Origin of the sequence: Alteribacter natronophilus (assembly GCF_006007885.1) — a bacterium.
GTDB lineage: Bacteria > Bacillota > Bacilli > Bacillales > Salisediminibacteriaceae > Alteribacter > Alteribacter natronophilus.
This window is the reverse complement of the sequence record NZ_VCRO01000001.1, coordinates 619,079-641,739: the sequence shown is the minus strand read 5'-3', so window position 1 is coordinate 641,739 and position 22,661 is coordinate 619,079. Positions and strand designations below refer to the sequence as shown.

Below are 22,661 nucleotides of genomic sequence, written 5' to 3'. Positions count from 1 at the left end.
TCACGACTCCTTATCGGTTAATACGGTAAAATCACTGGCGGATAATGTTGTAAGCGCCTGTTCGTCCAGGGAGCTCTCATCCTGAGAGAGCACGCGGAAAGCATGATGCTGAATGGCATCCTCCACCGCATCCTTCATCGCCCGTCCATTACCTTCGGGCCTTTTTATACCAATGCTTTCTCTCAGCCGGTCTGCCGCGCCTTCTTCAAGACGATACCCGAACTGATCTGTATAAAAAAGGAGGATGTCAAATAGCTCATCCGGTGAATAATCAGGAAACAGAATCGTCTTTTTAAATCTTGATGAAAGTCCCGGGTTGCTGCTGATCAGCCGCTTCATTGGTTCAGGATAGCCTGCAAGAATTACGACAAGGTTTTCCTCATGCTTCGTCATTTCCTCAACAAGCGTATCAACCGCCTCCTTGCCAAAGTCCCCGGGTCCCCCCGCCATGAGACTGTAGGCTTCATCTATAAAAAGCACCCCGCCGAGGGCCTCGCGGATTTTCTTTTTCGTTTTGCCTGCAGTCTGGCCCGTATAGCCGCTTACAAGATCGCTCCTGCCGGCAACAACCAGATGGCCTCTTTTAAGAAGGTCAAGCTCGAAAAGAATTTCCGAAAAGATCTTGGCCACCGTTGTCTTACCGGTTCCGGGATTGCCTGTAAACAGACTGTGAAGCTGAACCGGGACGTCCGGAAGGTCTTTTTCCCTTCTGAGTTTCTGAACTTTAACAAAAGAGGCCAGAGTCCGGACTTCCTGTTTTACACTTTCCAGTCCTACCAGCTCACCGAGCCGTTCCTCCGGTTTTTTCCGATCCGCAGCGTCATCTTCATTCCCGCTGCTGAAATCCTGTTTTCTCAGGATGGTAAAGTCTTCCCTGCTGTATTCCTCCTGTTCGGCAGCTTTGGCTCCTTTATTGAAGATCGCATTCAAAACGATGTTCTTGGCCGAGCGCGCATTGCCGAAACTCTCATCCACCTGTTCTTTTTCCAGCCGCTGCTTCAGTGCGGGCAGGGCGTCTTCTGTGAGGGAGTAATCATTGTCCAGTGCCACGTGCTCCCCAATTTCAAGAAGTTCATCGATCGAGTAATCGGGAAGGTGAATGTGATTGCTTTCAGGAAACCGGCTGCGCAGACCCGGATTGCTCCAGAGAAAACGACGCATTTCCTCAGGATACCCTGCAAGAATGACAGCAAACGAGCCGGCATATTCCCCGCCTGTCATTGCCGAGACTAGTGTATCGACCGCGGTCTGTCCATAATCCGTCCCGCTCGCCCCATCCCGTTTAAGACTGTAGGCTTCGTCTATGAACAGAACTCCTCCTGCAGCCTCCTTAATCACGTTCATCGTTTTCTCCTCGGTCTGTCCGAGATAGGAGCCCACAAGGTGGGAGCGGTCCACTTCGGTGACATCCGGACGGGGAAGTACACCAAGTTCATGGTAGATTCGGGCAAGGAGCCGGGCAATCGTCGTTTTGCCTGTACCAGGGTTTCCCGTAAGAATCATGTTCAGACTCTGTTCGTCCTGAAAATGGAATCCTTCCTCCTTGCGCTTTTTCTGATATACAAGGTAGCGGTAATACCTGCGGACACGCTCCTTTACTTCCCTGAGACCGGTCATTCCGTGAAGGTCCTTCAGCGCCGTAGGCTCGTCCCCTTTATTTAATGCCTCTTCCTGTATTCGGTTCCATTCCTCCGATAGTTCTTCAATAGCAGCGATCACGGCGTTTACCCGTTTGAGCTGTTCTTTTGAATGATAGATACCGGATATACTTTCCCGGAACGAGCGGGATGCTTCCTGAAGTTCTGCTGCAGCCTCTTTTGCCTGTTCCAGGATGGATATAACCTTCCCGCTGAAGGCGTATGCCTCGTAATCACTGATAATCTGGGCGTTGTCATCCAGACGCTTTGCGCGTCTTGTCAGTTCCGGCTCACGTTCCAGAAAATCCCGGGCTGTCAGAAGGTAGTTTTCCACCACTGCTTTTTTTGCATGGCTGTGATCCGTTTCCCGGATTCTCTGAAAACGTGTGTCAAAGAGCCCGGTTAAAAGAGCCGTGTAATCGAGGTTACGGAACAGTGCGGCAACGTGGCTGTCGCCTTTCAGAGTGAGAGCGGCTTCTTCGGCCCACGTACGGATTTTCCCGTCCTCCTCCTGTTTCCTGGCAAAACGGGCCCTGGCAGCAAGAGTGTAGAGGTAGGCCATCTGAATGCGCTTCTGTTCACCGTTCTCCTCTCCTTCAGTATCCTGCTCCCGCACCTGCTGAATGAGCCTGACTATTTCCGTTTCCCTGAGGAGATGGTCGGGCTTCTGCAGCAGTTCCTGTATAACTTCCTCTGCCGTTGGCCGGCCTGATCGTTCACGTTCCATTAACAAGTCCCCCGCTTTCTTATCCTCGTTTATTGTATCACTGTTTTTACTGAATTTCTAAACGGGACAGTCGCCTGAAACTCTCTGCCGCATATGATAAATCAACATTCGGAGAGTAGGGATTATAATGGGTAAAAAGAAAAAATACAATAAGTCAGATGCTGCACTGAAATTCCAGCATACATTAAAAATAGTACTGAGCGATAAATGTGAAGCGTGCACGCAGCAGTGTGCAAGGGGCATTGCCTATATGGAAAAAATGCGTAAGCCCGGTGCCATAGGAAAAGGAGTTCCCTGCCATCTGACAAAGGGAAAAGCCTCAAAATAGAGTGGCATGGTTCACGAAAACAGGGCAGCCGGTTCCTGATCAGGAATGGCTGCCCATGTTATATCAGTGCCGCAGACGTCGGATGTATCTTCTGATTTCCTCTTCAAATTCCCCCGCATCGCAGGAAACGTTCTCGGACCGGGCTTTTTCCTTTAACGATTTGAGGATCAGTTCAAGCTCCTCTTTCAGACCATCCGCTCTGAAGCCATCGTCAATATATTTCTTCACTCTTGTATAATAGGCTGTAAGCTCCCGGAAGTTCAGGCATTCGTATGACATTCATTCTTCACACTCCGGCTTTTTGAAGATGATATGATTTCAGTGTATTCGTTCATCTTCAAATGGTGACCTGGATCAGGCTGCCTTTTTTCTCCTGTGCATCCAGAGCGGCCTGGTGTAGGTACCGATTGTCACACCCGTAAGAACAAACAGGGCACCTGCAAGGTGAGCCCACATCAGAGGTTCACCTAGGAATATAACAGCAAGGATCACAGCAGAAACCGGCATCAGGTTAATAAACAGAGATGCTTTTGCCGCACCGATGATTTTGATCCCCTGGTAATACATAAGGAAACTGACAACGGTCACGATCACACTCATATGCAGAATGGATGACCATACAACCCAGTCTGCTTCCTGCACCTGCGTCCAGGTTGTCTCCCACAGAGCAAAAGGGAAAAGCATAATCGTCCCGAACACAACGGCGTACGTGGTACAGACAAGTGTAGAGAATGATTTAAGGGCTACCTTTCCGAGCACGCTGTACAGCGCCCAGCAGACGACTGCAAACAGAAGGACAGTGTCAATCGGCTGCAGACCATGGCGCAGTGCCTGCACAAGGTCGCCTTCTGTAATAATAATCACCGCTCCTGTCAGTGCCAGGACAAGTCCGGTTATATTCCGTTTTGTTATGGTTTCTTTCAGAAACAGACCCGACAGAAGAATAATGAGTACGGGATTCGAAGCGATAAAAAGTGAGCTTTTTGCAATAGGTGCATACTTTGCCGCTGTAAAAAAGGCAATGTTGTATACAGCAATACCGGTGAGACCCAGGAGGGCAAGCAGCCCCCACTGCTTCGCTGTAGGTCTGGGCCTCTCTTTTTCAAGTATCAGCATAAGGGGAACAAGGATCACTGCGGCAAAGAAAAATCGCAGAAATGCAACCGTAACCGGATCAAATGATTCTGTTGCAAACCGGCCCGCCACAAAGGCACTTCCCCACGTGCTTGTGGAGAAAGCCAGCATCAGATAAACCGGCCACAGGCGGAGTTTACTGTCTTTAGGCTCCATTCTACCAACTCGTTTCGTTGTGATATTTCGATATACGGAATATACACGATAATTCCCCGTTTGAACAGGCCTGTTCTGCTGTTTTTACAGAATAACGGCGGTTTTTTATTTTACAGCCCGCAAACTCATAGTATACTGGAGTCACTGAACGTAAAGGAGTCGCCTGATTTATGATTCGAAAAATATCAGTTACCCTGTTTTACCTTGGTATAGCATTTGTTATCTATCTTGTACATGAACCTCTTCTAACGTGGATTGGAAACACCGATCGTGAGTATGCGGCCATTACTGCACTTGCTGCAACTCTTATGTCGCTGTTCCCTGTCATTCCCTATCCAATTGTCGGGGGTGTAATAGGCGCTGCGTACGGTCCGGCACTGGGAGGACTGATTATCTGGATCGGATCCAGCCTCGCTTCGGTCATCATGTTTGCCATAGTCAGGTACGGCTATCAGGACTGGGGAAAAAAAATTCTGCACAAGTACAAATATCTTGAAAAGCTCACTGTTCTGTTTGAACGGAACGCTTTTGTTACGATTACACTCCTGAGGATGATCCCGGTCATCCCTTCCATTATTATTAACGTCTATGCCGCCCTCAGCCGTGTCCGTTTTCTTTCCTATGCAGCAGCTTCCTCTCTGGGTAAAATACCGAGTATGATTCTGTTTGCACTTATTGGTCACACGATTGTCACTGACCCCGGCGAACTGCTCGTTATGGCCGTTGTTTACGGTACATTCCTTGCGGTTATGTATGCAGCATACAGGTTCTGGCAGAAACGGGCCGAGCAGAAATTCAGCGCAGAACACAGGGAAGCCCCGCGATCCCCTTAAGTTGGTAATAGAGGGAATGGCCAGTCAAAAGTACGCCACACAAAACTGTTTTGAACAAAAATAAGGCGCCGGTTATCACAAACGATAACTGGCGCCTTATTCATATAGCAGATTGTGCCTGCCTCTTTACGATCTTTTACGTTTCACATAGAACATATTCATCCGCCTCATCAGATCATAGATGACTGCACCAATCAGTCCACCTGCAGTATTCAATATAACATCATCCACGTTGGCTACTCTGTATGTGAAGAAGTACTGGTTTACTTCAATTGCAACGCTTGCCATCAGTGCAATAAATGCTGTAGGGAGAATACCGAGATAGCTTCCCCGCCAGCGGCTGTAAACGAGGGGGAGAAGAAAACCAAACGGAATGAACATGACGATATTTCCAAGCAGAATTCTTATCGGTACCATGATGTCAGTGCTGTAGGTATATATGTTATGGATACTCAGAAACGGAACAACATTAAGGTTTCTTCCATCCTCACCTGCAGGCGAATATGAGGAACCGTAATTCCAGGCAAGAAACGTTACAAAAAAGACTGCTCCCAGGTAGAGGATAAACAGAGCAGTCACACCCCACCTGCCTTTGTTTCTTTTTTTATAGGATTCCGTTTCCGGTGCTGTTTTGGTCTCTCTGGCTGCCATTGTCTCACTCCCTGCACGTTTTCCATTCTTACATTATCTTATGAGGGGACAGCCGTGACAAGCCATTTATTTTTACGTTTTGACTACAGATTTATCACAGAATAAAAGCGGCAGGACTGCTGATTCGAGGAGTCGCAGCCGGTCAGAAGCCAAAAAAGACCTGCCGTTGACTCGGCAGGCCTTTTGACTATTTCCCTTTAGGCGGGGCATAGTCCGGCTGTTCGCTGCTTTTGTTGTTCATCTGTTTGCCTTTATTGGAATCACTCTTACGCGGCTGAGTGCCCAGATGGTTTGGCCGGTACTGATCGAATTTATGACTCATACTCAGTCAGCCTCCTTCCCTTCTTAATATGTGCAGGGAAGGCTCATCTATACAGTCAGAGAGCATCTCCAAGACGATCCTGATGACGTTTATCCAGCTTCAGTTCAATCCGTTCCATTTCCTTTGGATCGCTCATGAGCTGGCGTTTATTTTCGCTGATCAGGTCCTCAAACCGTCTTTTCTTCGTTTTTCTCATTCGACTTCACCTCTGTGATCCATTATTGACCTCTACACCCCTCTTCCATACCTGATTATTGTGAATTCCCGAGAATGTGGTTCTGCTGTTCTTCTGAGAGCCTTTCACTTATAAACACAGTACCGGCTTCATCAAGTGTCATGAGAAAGCAGTCTTTAGGCTCCTTTATGCCTTTTTTCTCCAACTGATCGAGCAGCCATTTTTTTGATCGGGTTCTGTTGTGGAGGTTTGTTTCAACTACGTGCCCGTCCTCAATGAGAACAGTCGGGTACCCCTTTGAAGGCGGGGACAGGCCCACATCCTCTGCAGTGGCCGAATCTTTAGCGGACTTTTTAATTACACTGATCTGTCCGTTCGATTCGAGAACCGCATAGTCCACTTCGGTCAGATCGATGGCACTGCGCAGCCTGAGATCCATCATCAGTGACTCGACCGTTATTTTGTTTTTGGAAAGCTGCTCATGAATGATCTTACCGTTTTTAATCAGGACAATCGGTTCATCTTCAATTACTCTTCTGAATCTCGGAAGCTTGAGGGCAATCCATGAGAGAAACAGGTGAAGTCCTGCAATCAAGGCTGCTGCTGCAAGCGGTCCCGGAAGAGGCACATCCCCTGCTGCAAGCGGCTCTCCCACCACATCACCAATAATAACCCCGAAGAGAAAATCCAGTGGGTTAATGGCGCTGATTGAACGCTGACCAAGTATCTTGAGAAGGATAAATATATAGGTATAAACGATAGCAGCCCGGATGAGATAGCCGTATATCGGCAGCTCTTCGGCTCCCTGCCAGAAATCGAGCATGGTTATCACCTGTTATGTACAGAATAAAGGAACCCCTGGACGTAATAGATCTGCTTCCAAGGGTTCTTTTTTTATTACTGCCCCCGCTGAGGCTGGTCGTTTCTCATCTTTTTCACTTCATAATCTGCAAACGTTTCAAGTTCAGAAGCATGGTTTTCCTTGCCCTGCATTTTGGCATTGTTGTTCCGCTGTGCATTGGCATTGCCTTTTTTCTGACGTCCCAACTTAATCACTCCTTTGCTTGATTTTAGTATGTCTGTTTTAACGGTTGTTATGTGGTTTTATGTTTTTAACTACGGTACGTGAAATATTCACCCTTATCCTGCACGTCTGCCTTGATCAGTTTTATTAACGGTAACGCAGAAAAGCCTTCCTGCAGTTAAGCAGAAAGGCTTTCGTTTTTTAAAAATTATTTAGCCTGCTTTGTTTTCTGAAGGGAACGGCGCAGTACCATCGGGAGGATGCCTCCGTGACGGTAGTAGTCAATTTCCACTTCACTGTCAAAACGTACAAGCGCTTCGAACTGAGTTTCTTTCCCTGTTTCAGGATGCTTCGCTGTTACATTCACGTAACTGCGCGGCTGTACTTCGTTTGTAAGATCAACATCAAACTCCTCTTCCCCTGTAAGGCCGAGGCTGTCTGCTCCTTCGCCGTCTTTAAACTGAAGCGGCAGCACACCCATAAGAGCAAGGTTACTGCGGTGGATCCGCTCAAAGCTCTGTGCGATAACCGTTTTAATACCAAGAAGGTTTGTACCTTTGGCAGCCCAGTCACGTGATGATCCCATACCGTAATCATTCCCGGCCAGAACTACCAGTCCTGTATCCTGCTCTTTATACTTCATGCAGGCATCATAAATGGACATGACTTCATTTTCAGGCCAGTAAGTTGTATATCCGCCTTCTGTACCTGGAGCAAGCTGGTTCTTGATGCGGATGTTTGCAAACGTACCGCGCATCATTACCTCATGGTTACCACGGCGGGAACCATAGGAATTAAACTGTGCAGGGGTAAGTCCTTTTTCGATCAGATATTTACCGGCAGGACTGTCTTTTGCAATGGAACCTGCAGGAGAAATATGGTCAGTTGTTACAGAGTCACCAAGTTTGGCTACAGCACGGAGACTGTTCAGCGGCTTCACATCCTCAGGCTCTTCACTCATGTCCTCGAAGAATGGAGGGTTCTGAATGTAAGTGGACTCACTGTCCCACTTGTAAAGATCTCCTTCGCTTGTCTGAAGCTTGTTCCAGCGTTCGTTGTCATCGAACACTTTTTCGTATTCACGCTTGAACAGCTCAGGTGCAACAGCATCTTCCATGTATTCCTTAATTTCATCATGGCTTGGCCAGATGTCCTGGAAGTATACATCCTTGCCGTCTTCAGTCTGGCCGAGCGGCTCGGAATGAAGATCAATATCAACAGTACCTGCAAGAGCGTATGCCACCACAAGAGGTGGTGAAGCCAGATAGTTGGCTTTCACGAGGGGATGAATACGTCCCTCGAAGTTACGGTTTCCACTCAGTACGGAAGCAACTGTAAGGTCATTGTCGGCAATTCCCTTTTCAATTTCCTCCGGAAGCGGACCACTGTTTCCGATACACGTAGTACAGCCGTAGCCGACAAGGTTAAAACCGAGTTTATCCATGTATGGCATGAGGCCTGCATCTTCAAGGTAGCCGGTAACAACTTTTGATCCCGGCGCAAGACTTGTTTTAACGTACTCAGGTACCTCAAGTCCTGCTTCAACGGCTTTCTTCGCCACAAGACCTGCACCGATCATAACGTGCGGGTTGGACGTGTTGGTACAGCTTGTAATCGCTGCAATAGTGACGGCACCCGTTTTGAGGACACTCTGTTTACCGTTTGGATGATCAATTGGAACGGACTTATCAATTTCCTCAGGGCTCAGTCCGAATCCCTGGTTGCCAACAGGCGCACTGAGGGACTTTTTCCACTCCTGCTTCATCTCTGACAGTGGAATAAGATCCTGCGGGCGCTTCGGTCCGGACAGGTTCGGCTCGATAGCATCAAGATTGATCTCCACTACATGGGAGAAGCGCGGATCTTCTTTACCAGGCTCGTAGAACATATCGTTTGCCTTGCAGTAAGCCTCAACGAGCTTGACCTGCTCCTCGGAGCGTCCTGTAAAGCGCAGGTAGTTAAGTGCTTCGTCATCCACCGGGAAAAATCCGCACGTAGCACCGTATTCAGGAGCCATGTTGGAAATGGTCGCACGGTCTGCAAGAGGCATGGAAGCAAGGCCGGGGCCGAAGAATTCCACAAACTTGCCGACTACCTTCTGCTCGCGGAGAAGCTGCGTTACTTTAAGAGCAAGGTCTGTAGCGGTAGCACCTTCAGGAAGGGCACCGGTAAATTTAACACCGACAACTTCCGGTACCGGGAAATAGGACGGCTGCTGCAGCATACCTGCTTCAGCTTCAATACCGCCGACGCCCCAGCCGAGAACACCGAGACCGTTGATCATTGTCGTGTGGGAATCAGTTCCGACGAGCGTATCCGGGTACGCGACCTTTTCACCGTTATCGTTTTCATTTTCCTGAACGACGTTTGCCAGGTACTCAAGGTTCACCTGGTGAACGATTCCCGTTGCCGGAGGTACGGCACGGTAGTTATCAAGGGAGTTCTGAGCCCAGCTCAGGAATTTATAACGTTCTTCATTACGCTCAAATTCAAGTTCCATGTTGCGGAGAAGGGAATTTGCAGCACCGAAGTCATCAACCTGCACAGAATGGTCCACGACGAGATCAACCGGAATTGCAGGGTTGATTTCCTGCGGGTCGCCGCCCATATCCGCCATTGCCTTACGAAGGGAAGCCAGGTCCACTACGGCAGGAACCCCTGTGAAGTCCTGCAGAATAACCCGGGCAGGCTTAAAAGGAACGTCAACCGTTTTCAGGTCGCTCGTACCCCATTTTGCAAGGTTTTCAACGTGCTCTTCTTTAATGACTCTTCCGTCATGCTGGCGTAAAACGCTTTCCAGAAGAACCTTAATGGAGTAAGGCAGGCTGGAAACGGTTGCAACGCCGGCATCTTCAATTGCTTTTACATCATAATAATGATACGTTTTACCATTTACTTCGAATGATTTCTTGGAATTGTATAATGTGTTTTCTTTCGACATATGTATACCCTCCTTCATGTACTATCATAATACAGATTTTCTTAATTGTCTAAAACCTCGGGCAGGTTTGTGAAAACAATTACTTTACTACAATACCATGCATCTGCCGCGCCGGGAATGGAAACGCTTCAATTTTCTCCATACTTTTTTTACCCTTTCAGGAAAGCCCTGAAACCCTCCTCCACAAAAAGCCAGCTATAAAACCCTGATGTAGGCGGAAACTAAATAACCGGAGGTGAAGACATGACTAGAGACAAGGCAAATCACGTTCGTCCGGGTATGAACGACGCCAAGGCACAGGGAAAAGGTGCCGGATACAATGAGCGCTGGGATGATGCTCCACTCTCTGCGGAGGAGAAACAGTTTAACAAGAAAACAAAGAAGCGCCAGTAAAAAAAACAGCACCCCCGGCGGGGGCTGTTTTTTTACTGATCTCGCAGCTGCTGTTCGTACTGCTTCAGTTCCTCTTCGTAGTGTCTCAGCTGTGTCTTCTGGTGTTCCGAGGCAGTAATGTAGGCTTTCTGAATAACCTGAACCGCCTCGTTGTATTCCTGTTCAGCCTGTTTGTGATGATGTCCGTAATCAGCGCTGCTGGGATTAAGATTTTCCATGGCGTCCTGTAGCTGGACAAACGACTGCTGTGCGGCCTGAAAAGCCTGCTGCTTATTTTTATCAAACGGCATCGTGATCCCTCTCTTTTCTTTACGGACCGGGTTACTGAACCGGTCCGGCATTTTCTTATGTAGTTTCTTATAAAAACGTACTTTTTATGCTTTCTGTTATAGGGGTTGGGTTCCTTCTGGAAGAAAAGCGTATTTCTTCACAGTGTTAAGGCTTATGAAGAGGGGAAACTAAGCTCGAAGGGAGTGAGGATTATGGAACGGAATACATTCAAAAGCCAGCGCAGAAACCAGCCGAAAAATAACCGCACAAATCAGCCTAAGGCGCTGTCAGGGTCACACAAAACAAAAAAGGCCAACCATGTAGGGGCCACCGACGGAGAAAGCTGAAAAAAGCCGGACTGATTCGCGACAATGCGGGCCAGTCCGGCTTTTGTTCTGTTTCCACCTTTGCCTCCACGGTAAGTTCCCGGTAAATGCGTAAATCAGGAGAGGTGATTCAGTATTTCAGCCAGTTTTTCTGTTTCAGCATCGGTAATTGTTCTGAAATCGAGAAAAAACCGGTCGTTTTTTATGCGGCCGACTACAGGGAGCCGCTGGTTAAGCAGTTTCCGCTTCAGCTGTGAAGCGGTGTGATCCTCCATTATGATGTCCGCTGCATAAGAAGGGATTCTCACTCCCGGCATCGTTCCTCCGCCTATATCAGATTCAGCAGGCACAACTTCACAGGATATGAGGCTTGAATTAAGCAGTGACGTGAAGTGTGTCACCCGGCTCCTGATCTCCTCAGGCGAAGCGAGTATATCCCTGACAGCCGGAAGATCGGTTTCTTTTTTCATAAGATAGGCTTTACACGTTTCCTCAAGAGCTGCCAGTGTCATCTTATCCACCCTGAGTACGCGGGCCAGAGGGTGTTTTTTCAGTTCCTGTATAATCTGTGAGCGGCCGGCAATAATTCCCGCCTGTGGACCGCCCAGAAGCTTATCTCCACTGAACGTTACAACATCGACCCCTTCTTTCAGCGACTGACCGGGGTCTGCCTCTTCACCGATTCCTCTGTCACTGAATGGATACAGTGCGCCGCTTCCGAGATCTTCGTAAACCATAATATCTTTTCTTTCCTTTACGAGTGAAGCAAGTTCTCCTGCAGACACGTCCGCCGTAAATCCAATTGTTTTGAAGTTGCTCGTATGTACTTTCATAAGCAGCGAGGTGTTTTCGGTAATCGCACCGGTGTAGTCGAAGGCGTGGGTTTTGTTAGTAGTCCCCACTTCCTTTAATACAGCACCGCTTTCCTCCATGATTACGGAAACTCTGAATGAACCCCCGATTTCCACCAGTTCCCCCCGTGAAACAACGACTTCTTTCTGGAAAGCCAGCGCTTTTAATACCATATACACGGCTGCTGCATTATTGTTTACCACCATGGCATCTTCTGCTCCGGTGAGTTCTTTTAGAAGTTCACTGACCAGATCATGGCGTGAGCCTCTCTCCCCTTTTTCGGGATCGTACTCCAGAGTACTGTAACCTCCGGCTATCTCTGCCACTGCCCTGATGGCTTTTCCGCTCATTCTCGCACGCCCTAAATTTGTGTGGAGGACGGTACCCGTTCCATTAATAACCCGTTTCAGTCTTCCGGGACTTGCGTGTACGGACCTGGTTTCAACATCCTTCAGAATCGTCCTTATATAATCTTTTTCATTTTCCTTCGGCTTTTCCGATCCGTTAAGAAGTCCGTTACGCAGGGAATCGAGTTTTTCCCTCGCCCAGTTCAGGAGAATCGGAAGCGGAATGTCAAACGTCTCACACCATCCAAGGCTTTCTATTTCATCCTGCAGCCTTTTTACTGAAGGCAGGCTTTTCAGATTCATATTCTCTTCCTCCAGAGGTAAACATTTCATGTGTATTTCAAAAGCATCCGGCCATACTAATTATTGAAGAGGAGGTCATACACTTTCTCTTCAGGGAGATACAGATATCGAGCACCATCGGCGTAAAGTGTGAAACGAATCAATCCTTAAGTCGTCTTGAGGGGTGGTAAGCTTGTACCATTAACAAGCGGACGTAGCACACGTTCAAAGTAAACATCACATTACAAATGAGGTGTTTCCGAAGGACAAACATCGATAGTACCCCATTATTCTGTATCTATCCTTAAAAAGGGCGGTCACATTGCTGACCGCCTCTTTTTTTGTTCTTTTAGTAAAGCTTCTTTCGTAAAGATTGCTGCTATTGGTATTATTAATTTCGGAGCGAAAGGCAGCGGGAAAAAACAGCCAAAGACCCCGCAGGGACGAGCGTTTACATCGTGAGTTAGCTTCGAGCTGCTTCGACGCAGACACTTCGGAGCGATTCCGGCAGAGGAAGAAGCACGACAACTACTCTGCCAGCTGAGGTGCTGCCCGCGGAAGCGTCCGCCTGCAACGAAAAAAACAAAAATCTTTCCGAAAACAGCTTTCTGTAAAGATGCGCTGCCGGCGCACGCCTGCCGGTACAAAAGATAAGCCATCCCGGGAAGGTTCAGCATTCACCTTTTTTTACGGTCGGCGTGCAGCCTGCGCTCTTCGTCAATCTTCATACGCTCCCTGTAATCCATCAGCAGCCCGGCAGCATATACGGTCAGTCCTATACCTGCTCCTGCGGCAATAAGTCGTTTCAAAATCATTCCTCCCTGCTTAAGTAAAAACAGGGCTGTTCACACGGCGAACAGCCCAAAAACCTATCCGGATTCCTCCATTGATGCGATGAAGCGGTCTGCATCGGGAAATTCACCGCTGTCCAGTTTTGAATACAGTTTTTTCCCGTTTACGGTGACCTCGAATGCACCGCCTGAAGCCGGAATGAGTTCCAGCTTTTCTACGTCATGTCTGAAATGCGATAACAGCTGTTCTGCGAAACTCGCAGCTTTAGGTGCGTAGTTTCACTGCATGCAGAATTCAATACTCACTTTGTAACTCATGGGAAAAACTCCTTTATCAGAATTTTTTTCAAATGGTTAGTGCTTAGTTTATACTAAGGTGGCAGGCACTTCAACTATACTGCCAAGGAGGTGGCCTTTTATGACCGACGAGCGAAATCCAGCTGATGATCAGCTTAAACTGACTTCCCTGTCCACAAAAGCCGGCTGAGGATGCAAACTTGGTCCCGGCGACCTGGCGCAGGTTCTGCGCCGTTTACCTGAAGAAAAACCACATCCCGACCTTCTGGTGGGGCATGAAACATCGGACGACGGCGGTGTAGTCAGACTGAATAAAGATCTTGCAATTGTTCAGACTGCAGATTATTTTACCCCAGTCGTTGACGATCCATACGCATTCGGCCAGATTGCTGCCGCAAATGCACTCAGTGACGTGTATGCCATGGGCGGCAAACCTGTTTCGGTTCTGAACCTTGCAGGATTTCCCGTTAAAAAACTGTCCCCGGACATACTGTCGGAAATTCTTGCCGGTTCCCAGAGTAAAGTGAAAGAAGCCGGTGCTGTAGTGGCCGGCGGCCATTCGATTGATGACAGCGAGCCGAAGTTCGGTCTCAGCGTAACAGGCACCGTGCACCCGGAACGAATTTTCCGTAACCGCGGCGCCAGACCCGGGGATCTGCTCGTCCTCACAAAACCTGTTGGAGGCGGCATCATTACAACCGGGATAAAAAAAGATATTGTTACTGGAGCCCAGATTGAAGAAGTGATCTCTGTGATGGCCCGGCTGAATAAACAGGCATGCGAGCTTCTGGAAGACTTTACGCCGCATGCTGTTACGGATATTACAGGGTTTGGCCTTCTCGGTCATGCCTATGAAATGGCACAGGCGAGCAGCGTGACTTTTGAGATTCATTCCGATGCAGTCCCTGTTCTCAGTGGTGCAGAAAAGCTGGCGGAAAAAGGCGTCATACCCGGAGGTACGAAAGCGAACCGCAAGTGGCTGGAGGACATGCAGGCAGTTTCTGTAAGCAATACAGTCCCGGAAGCCGTGCAGTGGATCCTTTTCGATGCCATGACATCCGGCGGTCTGCTCATCTCCCTTTCCCCGGAGGAGGCACGGTCGTTTGAAGAAGCGTTCAATAAGCTTCCCGGCTGTGAATGCTCCATCATCGGCACTGTAAAAAAGGATAGTGAAACGAAACTGAATGTGCTCTGAAAAAAGAAAGAGGCTGGGACATAATTTCAGATGAGAATTCGAAGAAAAGCTGACAAGCGGATGAAATATTCGCTGACTCCTGCGGGAGGAAAAGCGCAGGTGAGACCCCTTAAGCAGCGAAGCACGAGGAGGCTCAGCCGCTTCCCGCGGAAAGCGGCGAATATTTCAGCAGCGGTTTACGTGCACCGCTTACAGATTGTTCGGATTTACCTCTGAAAACACTAAGTCCCAGCCTTTTTTCACTTCAGTGCGGCCCCGGTTAAATCACTTCCACACTCTCCTGTTTTCCCTTCTTTCCGTCACCCCGGCATTGTCCAGCATTTCCAGAAAAGGAACAAGGTACTTTCTCGTCACCTGAAGGACTGACTTTGCTTCCTGGAGCGTAAAATCCCCTTCTGTACCCGATCGCATCTTCGTGACAGCCCTGTCCACCTCGTCCGGTGGCAGTACATGTTTTTCATCCAGGATATAATAACCTTTTTCCCTCACAAGAAACTGCTGAAAATCCTCCGAAAGATCCGCCGGGATTCCCGCGTCTTTTATTACGTCGTCCCATGGAGGCACCTCAAGGCCTGCATTTTGGAGGCGGGCTTCTGCCTGCTCCATTCTCTTCTGCCAGCTCGGTGGATAGCCGGGTTTAAAACCCTGCGTTCTGATCGTGTCATTTTCCTGAATGAGACAGCCGTTTTCAGCACCGTAGGCCGTCACCTCCTGCTGCAGCCTGGTGTCCAGGCCGTTCAGACGGGATTCCAGCGTGATTTTAGGGATCCCTTTCCTGAGTGGATACTGTTCGTGATATTTCTGTGTTTCCTCAGTAAGCTGACGAGTGAGCAGATCGAATGTCTCCTTCAGAACAATCCGCTGTCCGAACCGGAGCACACCATCAAGCCGATCTGTCTGCTCCGGAGTGATTCCGGCCCTCACGGCAAGCTCGTCCCTTTTGAGCCCCGGGAATTTCCTGAGTGTGTTTTCGGCCCTTTCCCCAGGTGAGCCCTCCATCTTCTGCCGCAGCATTCCGACTGTTTCGCTTCCGAAACGGTAACGGCTTCCGTTTGCGTCGATAATGGTGCCGCCGCCAAGGGTGAGGGCAGGTGAAGGACGCCGTATAATAAAGCGGTCGTCCCGTCCTGCAGTAACAGGGTGCTCGAGACGGATCTGGCAGTAAACCCGCTCTCCTTCCACATCTCCTGAAAGTTCATTCCGGTCAAAAAACACAATTTTTCCATACACTTCAGCGGTTCCGGTATAAAAGAATACCTCCGCCCGCTGTTTCATCGTAAATTCCGCACCGGGTGCAGTCCAAAGTTCCACATCGATAACACGTGATGTCCTGAGCCTGCCCGGGTGGGAAAGGACATCGCCTCTCTGCACCTCTTCTGCAGATATTCCGGACAGATTAACAGCAGCACGCTGTCCCGCTACTCCGGTGCCCGATCTTTCATTATGGATCTGGATCTGTCTGCACCTGACTTTCTTTCCTGAGGGGAGAATTTCAACTTCATCCCCTTCCTTTACAGAGCCTTCAAAAATCGTTCCTCTGATAATGGTCCCCTGACCGTGAATGGAAAATGCCTGATCAATTGGCATCCTGAACAGCCCCTCCGGATTTCTCTCCTTCATTTCCTCCAGTTTTCCGGCAACTGCCTTCCTCAGATCCTCCACCCCGGTTCCATCCACGCTGTCCAGGGAATACACCGGAGCTTTACCGAAAACAGTGCCTGCCAGCTGATCGCGGATATCCTCTTCAGCCAGTTCAAGAAGCTCCCTGTCAACACGTCCGGCTTTCGTAATTGCCACCATACCAGTGGTGATCCCGAGCAGCCCCAGAATTTCAGCATGCTCCCTTGTCTGGGGCATGACCCCTTCATCGGCAGCTACAGCCAGTACGACAAGATCAATGCCCGAGGAACCGGCAATCATCTGACGGATAAAACGCTCATGTCCGGGAACGTCAATGATCGAAGCGTGTACTCTGCTGCTCAGCTCAAGTGGCGCAAAACCCGGTTCAATGGAAACCCCTCTTTCTTTTTCCTCCTTTAGACGGTCCGTATCGAATCCCGTCAGTGCTTTCGTAAGTGCCGTTTTTCCGTGATCAATGTGACCGGCCATGCCTATAGTGAAATGACGCTTCACGATTCAATCCACCTCCCCGCTTGCCAAACTTCTCATATAATACTAATATTATGTAGTGTAAACTATCCTGTAAAGCAATGGGACCGGTTGTAATGCTGGTGCTTGCCGGGGTCTTCAAAACCTTTGGGAGGCGCGTGCCGTCTCCGGTGGGTTCGATTCCCATACGGTCCCGCCAAAACAAGGTCTTCCCTTGCACTTACATAATTGACTGCCAAGGTTTTATCGCAGGTGCAGCCTGTGACCTGGGCAGACCTCTTGCCGAAACCTAAATGGTCTTTCATCTTTAGCCTTCTACAAATAAGCAGGAGGTTTTTTTTTATGCTAAAAAACCAGTAAAACGCATGCAAGGAAGATCCACTGCGACAAATTAAATTAAAATTCAAAGCAAGTTATGAAATGTCGCCTACAGCAATATTTGAACGATTGATGCTTAGCCAGAAGGATTAGAGTCCCACGTAACGAATAGAAAGCATTCACAGCCAATGTATTCATATCTTTACAAACAGAAAAAAAGCAAGAGGTCCATCCCCTTGCTTTCTGCTCAATCACCAGCTATTGTTAACCCGCACATTTTCCTTTAACGTTTGACTCCAAATCCCATTCTTCATCTGTCGGTGGATAGGTTTTCTGAACTTTAAAGGAAAGAATTAATGCCACTAATGTCAGTACACCAATCATCCCAAACGCGATGATTGCTCCGAATATATCCGGGCGGCTGACTTGCAGAAGACCGGCTCCAGCCCTTTCTGCCGTTGTCATCGTTGTCACAAGTAATCCGGTGCCAATAGATGCTGAAACCTGACGCACGGTATTTGTAACCGCTGATCCATGGGGAATCAGTTTTTTCGGTATTTGATTCAATCCTGCTGTATTGACTGGCATCATGACCATTGAGAAACCAAACATACGAATCGCATACATCACAGTTAAATACAAAATAGATGTAGATGTATCTATGAAAAGAAACGCAAAGGTTGAGATGGTCATGATGATCAGACCAGGAATGGCCAAAACACGTGCGCCGTACCGGTCAAATATCCGCCCCGTAATCGGAGCCATGAAACCTGTAATCAATGCTCCAGGGAGCAGAACAATCCCTGCCTCTACAGCGGTAAACCCACGCATGTTATGCATATACAGCGGGATTAGAGTTTCCAGCCCAATGAGGCCAAGAAAGCCGATACTGCAAATAATCGTGGAAAGTGTAAACATACGCGCCCTGAAAACACGAAATTCAAGCATCGGATGGCTCAAACCAAGCTGCCGCTTTACAAAAATGAAAATCATCAGCGCTCCCAGTAACAGGAAAATTATCGTCTGCGGACTCCCCCAGCCATTATTCCCCGCACTGGTAAACCCGTAAAGAAGACCACCGAAACCAAATGTAGATAACATAATCGATACTGGATCCACTGTCCGGTTTTTCAGTTCCGTCACATTCCTCATTTTAAAAAATGCTAAAAGCAGCATCAGCAGTGATAAAGGGATAATTCCATAAAACAAATAACGCCATTCATAATTCGTAACCACCCACCCGGACAGCGTCGGACCGATCGCCGGTGCGAACGAAATCACTAGCCCAATATACCCCATAGCCGTTCCACGGCGTTCTACTGAGAAAATGAGTAAAAAAACCGTCTGCATTAATGGGATCATAACTCCTGCTCCTGCAGACTGAATAACCCTTCCTGCAAGCAGGACAGGAAAATTAGGCGCCATGGCTGCGATCACAGTTCCAATCGTAAAGATACCCATTGCCGACATGAAAAGCTGCCTCGTTGTATATTTCTCAATTAAAAAAGCAGAAATGGGTACCATGATGCCCATGACAAGCATGAAAACAGTCGTTAACCATTGCCCCGTATTCGCAGTGATATTCATTTCTTCCATTAGCGGAGGAATGGCTGTAATCATGAGCGTCTGGTTCAAAACAGCAATAAACGTTCCAATGAGTAATAATCCCGCAATCAAAACTCTGCTATAACTCTCTTTATTTTCCATCCAAGAACTCCTAATATAGCCTATCTTCTTCAAACTTTTAAACTCTCAGTTTTTATTTTAGTAAAACATTACTTAACCTTGTATTTCTGACCCTGGATATAATTATATCGCAATAGTTATATTTCGCAACACGAAGGATATACTTTTTTTCTTGGACATCGGGAACCATACGTTCTACGCTCTTTTTTCGATTTTGCAATTATGCCACGGAAAGTATTATGTATGACCCCACAGGCCTTTTATTAAAATTTATTACAAAACCGCTGAAACCCTTTACACTTTTCAGGGCATCTCTGTTATACTAAAAAACAGACAGCGGGGCAGCCTCAATGCCCCGCTGTCAGACCAGAAAAAAAGCTATTTTTCCCATTGAGTAATCCTTTGCCGAGGGTTACTCTTTTTCATTTTTCGGAACCAGACGGATCAGCTGTATCATTAGCCCGACCAGCAGCACGACGAAGGTACCCGTGGCCACATCCATCTGTCTGCACCTCCCTTCAGGAGACTAGCATATTTTACCTTTTAATATGCTCTTTCTATCATACACCACTATTTGCCACCAAACAATATATAGTGCCAAACATCTTTGATAAAACACAATATATTGGGCTTTCGGCGGACATCCATACATCTTCGGCTGCGGAAAACTAGTCTATATAAACCATGATGAAAGATTCATGTTGATTTATTTTTATACAACTCGCGAATTTAAAAGACATGAACAAAGGTGACCCGGTTTTCCATTAAGGAAAATAAGGTCACCTTTTTTACCTAGTCCAGTGCAATGGCATGGATTCTGCCGCCGCGGCTGGCAAATACCGCTTTATTATTGAATACTGCAGGGCTGGCTTCAATGTTAAACCCGAAGTTCTGCCGGGTGATCGTTTCCCCGGTCGTCCCCTCCAGGATCCGCACGTCACCGCCGAAATCCGCCTGAATCAGATAACCATTCCCCTCTTCATCGTAGACGTCAACGGCCGAGCTCCACGCATAGTGCGGCATATCATGACGCCACACTTCCTCACCAGTTTCCTTGTCCAGGGCTGCCATAATCCCGCTGTAGCGTCCCCCGTGTCTTGCGACAGTGAAGACGACAAGCCCTTCCATATTTTTCTTTCCGAGAACCGGCGTAGCCAGAACACCACCGACGACGCCGGGATAGTAATAGGCAGAGTAGGTCTTCTCCCAGAGCACTTCGCCTGTCAGCCCGTTAATTTTACGGATATGGCAGTCGCCATCCTCACCAATATTGTCCACTTCGGTGGCTGTATAAAGGTAGGGAACATCATCGATCACGTCAAGAACAATGGTGGAGTCAGTATCGTCCAGAGGAGGCAGGGAAAAGAACGGCTCCATCGTTCTTATATCCACCCCCAGAATGGACCCTCCGTTATCGGAAAAATACGCCAGATTTCTGTACACAGCCACTGAACTTTCGATACCCTTATACTCATTTCCCTCCACCCTGTAGCGGAGCTTCGTTTCCTCAGGGTTCAGGCTGATTGTACCTGCTTCCCTGTCATAATCGGTGTTAAGTTTCAGGTGGTAAAACATGCCGTTTTCACCACCGACAATTAACGTATCAGTTTCCCTGTTAACAATAGCCGAACTGTCGAAAGCGCCCCACTCACGAAGAGCAAGTTCATCACGTCCGTCAATATGATGAAGGAGATCGCCGTCAATAAGGCTGTATATATTAAATCCGAACGGCTTGTCTGCTCCTGTCGGAACCCCGTCCCCGACATAGAGAACAGGGTATCCCCTGGGATCAATTGCCACGCTCCCTTTTACAGGGTTACGGTTTTCAATTGGCGGTCTGGACTGCTCTCCGGTATCCAGATTAAGAAAATAAATCTTTCCATCGAGCGAACCCTGAATCACTTCTGTAAAGGAATCATCTTCTTTCAGATGCGAAGCAAGATTCATATGCTTTTTCGCTTCACTGTCCCACTGCACGATAACAGGCTGGCCGGTCCACCCAGCACCTCCGCCCCAGTCGGGGTCTGCACCGGTTGTAAATGACCACATTTCCTTTATTCCCGGTTCCCCGCCGGGAAGCGTTCCATAAGCCGGACGGTCCCTTAACGGACCTCCACGGAACGTTGTTACACCCGAAACATCGGTATAGTCTTCCGGGAACCACTGATCCTCGTTCACGGATAAGGAAGATTCATCGTTATTTATGTAAAGATCGGTAGAAATGTTTTCCGGAAACTCTGCTTCAGGCTCAACAGGACCATAGCGGACGAGGTTCTCATTTACAGAAGGATCTTCCGAAACGGCCGGTTTCTCCCGTTCAACCTCTTCCACAATGCTCGTATCTGCCTCGGAAACATTCACACTTCCTCCTGCCGAAAGACTGTTTTTCGTTTCCTCCATAAAACCGCATCCGCCCATAAAAAGCAGAACACCTGCTGTGACTGCCAATTTTCCCTTCATACCCCCACGTCCTTTCAAACATTTTCACCATAACACAAAAAGAATGGAATTATTGTCAAAAAAACGGAGCTGAAAAGAAGGGAATTCGACAAATATTTAACCGTTGCCAGAATTCTTCTTACAATATTGTTACATTTCTATATTTCGACTATTCAGAATATAATTCTGGTGTAAAATTAAGAGATTAAGGCGAAAAGGAGTGACGCCTATGACTGTCCAGATTGAAGAATTATCAGAAAGGGCGGGAAATGAACTTCTTGCATTCGAACAGGAAAACCGGGCGTTCTTTGCTTCTGTCGTTCCTGACCGGGGAGATGCATACTTTGTTTACGATACGTTCATGGAGAATCTGAAGGCCCTTATCGAAGAAAACGGTGCAGGAAATTCCTACATGTACACTGTGAGATGCGAGGATAACGTAATCGCCGGCAGGATCAACCTGGTCAATGTCAGGACAGACAGTTCCGGATCAAAAACTGCCGAGCTTGGCTACAGGATAGGGGAAGCTTATAAAGGAAAAGGCTACGCCACCGCTGCCATCCGCCTGGCACTTGCTGAAGCAGAAAAACACAGAATCGTGAAGGTCGAGGCCATGACCGCTTCTGACAACATCGGTTCACAGGTTGTGCTGATGAAAAACGGTTTTCAGCAGGCCGGAATCAGACATGGTGCCCTGCATTTTGAAGGAAATGCTCTTGACGGTATCGTTTATGAAAAAATACTTCACGAATCATTAAAATAATATAAAGAGGCTTACAGGCTCTTAAAAAAATGGGGCTGTGACAAAACTCAGCTAAATAGAAGGGCCCTCACTGTCAGTGAGGGCCTTTTGCTGTAGGCAGTATTATGACGGTTGATTGTTCAAAAATACACTCGCTGCCGCGGGCAAGGCTTCAGCTAACCGGGGAAGATCGCCCCGGTGGATCTTCAGCTCTTGCTTTTCCCGCTGGCGTCTCGTGATTTTTGAACAATCAACGAATATTTACACAAAAAGATACCTTCTGATAAAGTTAAATCACCACAACATAACAGAATATCGTAAAGAAAAAAAACATATAAGAACAACACATTCAACATAAGTAACTGGATCTTTGACCAGGAGGCTGATTCTTTTACCTGCCCAAATGATAAGAAACTGAGCTTCAAGAATTGATCGACAAGAACAGATAAGTCAGGATTTGACCTTCGGATTTCTGAAGGCTAATTTGCGTTTCACCCGGAGATCGGTGAGGCAAAGAGCAAGTTAAAAATGAAATAGGATTTGCCCTGATGGCAGTGAACTTGAGAAAGTACACCGACCGACAGGCTTATCAAACATTTTTAAACAAACAAAACGGTGCCAACGATCGAAAAGCGATCATTGGCACCGTTTTTTAATTAGAGACTGTTTTGACCCAGCCCCATCCT

The 22,661-nt window shown here is 47.8% G+C and carries 21 protein-coding genes, 1 tRNA gene and 2 pseudogenes; 8 read left to right on the top strand and 16 right to left on the bottom strand.

The features are described from left to right. Complete coding sequence (locus FGB90_RS03230) at positions 1-2,364, bottom strand: AAA family ATPase (protein WP_138809124.1); 2,364 nt, start codon at positions 2,362-2,364, stop codon at positions 1-3. Positions 2,365-2,491: 127 nt separating this feature from the next. Between FGB90_RS03230 and FGB90_RS03225 the strand changes: the two genes are divergently transcribed. Further along, a complete protein-coding gene (locus FGB90_RS03225; RefSeq protein WP_138809123.1) occupies positions 2,492-2,692 on the top strand; it encodes a hypothetical protein in 201 nt (66 codons plus the stop codon). A gap of 63 nt (positions 2,693-2,755) precedes the next feature. On the opposite strand, the gene FGB90_RS03220 is transcribed toward FGB90_RS03225, so the two are convergent. Beyond that, complete coding sequence (locus FGB90_RS03220) at positions 2,756-2,971, bottom strand: hypothetical protein (protein WP_138809122.1); 216 nt, start codon at positions 2,969-2,971, stop codon at positions 2,756-2,758. A gap of 75 nt (positions 2,972-3,046) precedes the next feature. Then, positions 3,047-3,982: a DMT family transporter gene (locus tag FGB90_RS03215; protein ID WP_246056031.1), complete on the bottom strand. Its 936-nt coding sequence runs from the start codon at positions 3,980-3,982 to the stop codon at positions 3,047-3,049. A 170-nt stretch (positions 3,983-4,152) separates the two neighbouring features. Between FGB90_RS03215 and FGB90_RS03210 the strand changes: the two genes are divergently transcribed. Further along, positions 4,153-4,815, top strand: coding sequence for a TVP38/TMEM64 family protein (locus tag FGB90_RS03210; RefSeq protein WP_138809121.1), 663 nt, complete (start codon positions 4,153-4,155; stop codon positions 4,813-4,815). Between the two features lie 126 nt (positions 4,816-4,941). Here FGB90_RS03210 and FGB90_RS03205 read toward each other — a convergent pair whose 3' ends face one another. From FGB90_RS03205 to acnA, 6 genes are all read right to left on the bottom strand, one after another. Then, positions 4,942-5,466: a VanZ family protein gene (locus FGB90_RS03205; RefSeq protein ID WP_138809120.1), complete on the bottom strand. Its 525-nt coding sequence runs from the start codon at positions 5,464-5,466 to the stop codon at positions 4,942-4,944. A gap of 187 nt (positions 5,467-5,653) precedes the next feature. After that, on the bottom strand, positions 5,654-5,788 hold the full coding sequence (locus tag FGB90_RS03200) for an acid-soluble spore protein N (RefSeq protein ID WP_171051677.1): 135 nt from the start codon (positions 5,786-5,788) through the stop codon (positions 5,654-5,656). 55 nt (positions 5,789-5,843) lie between these two features. After that, on the bottom strand, positions 5,844-5,984 hold the full coding sequence (locus tag FGB90_RS03195; RefSeq protein WP_110517908.1) for an FbpB family small basic protein: 141 nt from the start codon (positions 5,982-5,984) through the stop codon (positions 5,844-5,846). A gap of 55 nt (positions 5,985-6,039) precedes the next feature. Continuing rightward, positions 6,040-6,786: a DUF421 domain-containing protein gene (locus tag FGB90_RS03190; RefSeq protein WP_138809118.1), complete on the bottom strand. Its 747-nt coding sequence runs from the start codon at positions 6,784-6,786 to the stop codon at positions 6,040-6,042. Positions 6,787-6,860: 74 nt separating this feature from the next. Further along, positions 6,861-7,010 (bottom strand): protein YpzF, encoded by a 150-nt coding sequence (ypzF, locus tag FGB90_RS19555; RefSeq protein WP_171051676.1) that lies wholly within the window; start codon positions 7,008-7,010, stop codon positions 6,861-6,863. Positions 7,011-7,195: 185 nt separating this feature from the next. Continuing rightward, positions 7,196-9,928, bottom strand: a complete 2,733-nt coding sequence (acnA, locus tag FGB90_RS03185) for an aconitate hydratase AcnA (RefSeq protein ID WP_138809117.1) — start codon at positions 9,926-9,928, stop codon at positions 7,196-7,198. A 243-nt stretch (positions 9,929-10,171) separates the two neighbouring features. On the opposite strand from acnA, the gene sspO reads away from it, so the two are divergent. Beyond that, complete coding sequence (gene sspO, locus FGB90_RS03180) at positions 10,172-10,321, top strand: small acid-soluble spore protein SspO (protein WP_138809116.1); 150 nt, start codon at positions 10,172-10,174, stop codon at positions 10,319-10,321. A gap of 32 nt (positions 10,322-10,353) precedes the next feature. Here sspO and FGB90_RS03175 read toward each other — a convergent pair whose 3' ends face one another. Beyond that, entirely contained in the window at positions 10,354-10,611 is a 258-nt protein-coding gene (locus tag FGB90_RS03175; RefSeq protein WP_138809115.1) for a hypothetical protein, read from the bottom strand. Between the two features lie 192 nt (positions 10,612-10,803). Here FGB90_RS03175 and FGB90_RS03170 point away from each other — a divergent pair, with 192 nt between their 5' ends. Next, positions 10,804-10,938: a small acid-soluble spore protein P gene (locus tag FGB90_RS03170; RefSeq protein WP_138809114.1), complete on the top strand. Its 135-nt coding sequence runs from the start codon at positions 10,804-10,806 to the stop codon at positions 10,936-10,938. A gap of 95 nt (positions 10,939-11,033) precedes the next feature. Here FGB90_RS03170 and selA read toward each other — a convergent pair whose 3' ends face one another. The 3 genes and pseudogenes from selA to FGB90_RS20065 form a co-directional block, all read right to left on the bottom strand. Further along, positions 11,034-12,419: an L-seryl-tRNA(Sec) selenium transferase gene (gene selA, locus FGB90_RS03165; protein ID WP_138809113.1), complete on the bottom strand. Its 1,386-nt coding sequence runs from the start codon at positions 12,417-12,419 to the stop codon at positions 11,034-11,036. A gap of 656 nt (positions 12,420-13,075) precedes the next feature. After that, entirely contained in the window at positions 13,076-13,207 is a 132-nt protein-coding gene (locus tag FGB90_RS20070; protein WP_281280009.1) for a hypothetical protein, read from the bottom strand. 60 nt (positions 13,208-13,267) lie between these two features. Further along, positions 13,268-13,456, bottom strand: a pseudogene (locus tag FGB90_RS20065) (Rdx family protein); the annotation flags it as partial. 151 nt (positions 13,457-13,607) lie between these two features. Between FGB90_RS20065 and selD the strand changes: the two are divergent. Next, positions 13,608-14,681 (top strand): selenide, water dikinase SelD, encoded by a 1,074-nt coding sequence (gene selD, locus FGB90_RS03155; protein ID WP_138809112.1) that lies wholly within the window; start codon positions 13,608-13,610, stop codon positions 14,679-14,681. A 264-nt stretch (positions 14,682-14,945) separates the two neighbouring features. On the opposite strand, the gene selB is transcribed toward selD, so the two are convergent. Then, positions 14,946-16,814 carry a selenocysteine-specific translation elongation factor gene (gene selB, locus FGB90_RS03150; protein ID WP_138809111.1) on the bottom strand — a complete coding sequence of 623 codons (1,869 nt, stop codon included), beginning with the start codon at positions 16,812-16,814 and terminating at the stop codon, positions 14,946-14,948. Between the two features lie 79 nt (positions 16,815-16,893). On the opposite strand from selB, the gene FGB90_RS19550 reads away from it, so the two are divergent. Continuing rightward, positions 16,894-16,989 (top strand) — tRNA-Sec (locus FGB90_RS19550). A 383-nt stretch (positions 16,990-17,372) separates the two neighbouring features. On the opposite strand, the gene FGB90_RS03145 is transcribed toward FGB90_RS19550, so the two are convergent. Together FGB90_RS03145 and FGB90_RS03140 are read right to left on the bottom strand one after the other, a co-directional pair. Beyond that, positions 17,373-18,815, bottom strand: a complete 1,443-nt coding sequence (locus FGB90_RS03145; protein ID WP_138809110.1) for an MDR family MFS transporter — start codon at positions 18,813-18,815, stop codon at positions 17,373-17,375. Positions 18,816-19,586: 771 nt separating this feature from the next. Further along, positions 19,587-21,254 (bottom strand): outer membrane protein assembly factor BamB family protein, encoded by a 1,668-nt coding sequence (locus tag FGB90_RS03140; RefSeq protein ID WP_138809109.1) that lies wholly within the window; start codon positions 21,252-21,254, stop codon positions 19,587-19,589. A gap of 208 nt (positions 21,255-21,462) precedes the next feature. Here FGB90_RS03140 and FGB90_RS03135 point away from each other — a divergent pair, with 208 nt between their 5' ends. Continuing rightward, the gene (locus FGB90_RS03135) at positions 21,463-21,996 is read left to right on the top strand and encodes a GNAT family N-acetyltransferase (protein ID WP_138809108.1); all 534 of its coding nucleotides are present in this window, start codon (positions 21,463-21,465) and stop codon (positions 21,994-21,996) included. A gap of 300 nt (positions 21,997-22,296) precedes the next feature. Further along, positions 22,297-22,550: pseudogene (locus FGB90_RS03130) on the top strand (IS5/IS1182 family transposase); the annotation flags it as partial. Positions 22,551-22,661: the final 111 nt, after the last annotated feature.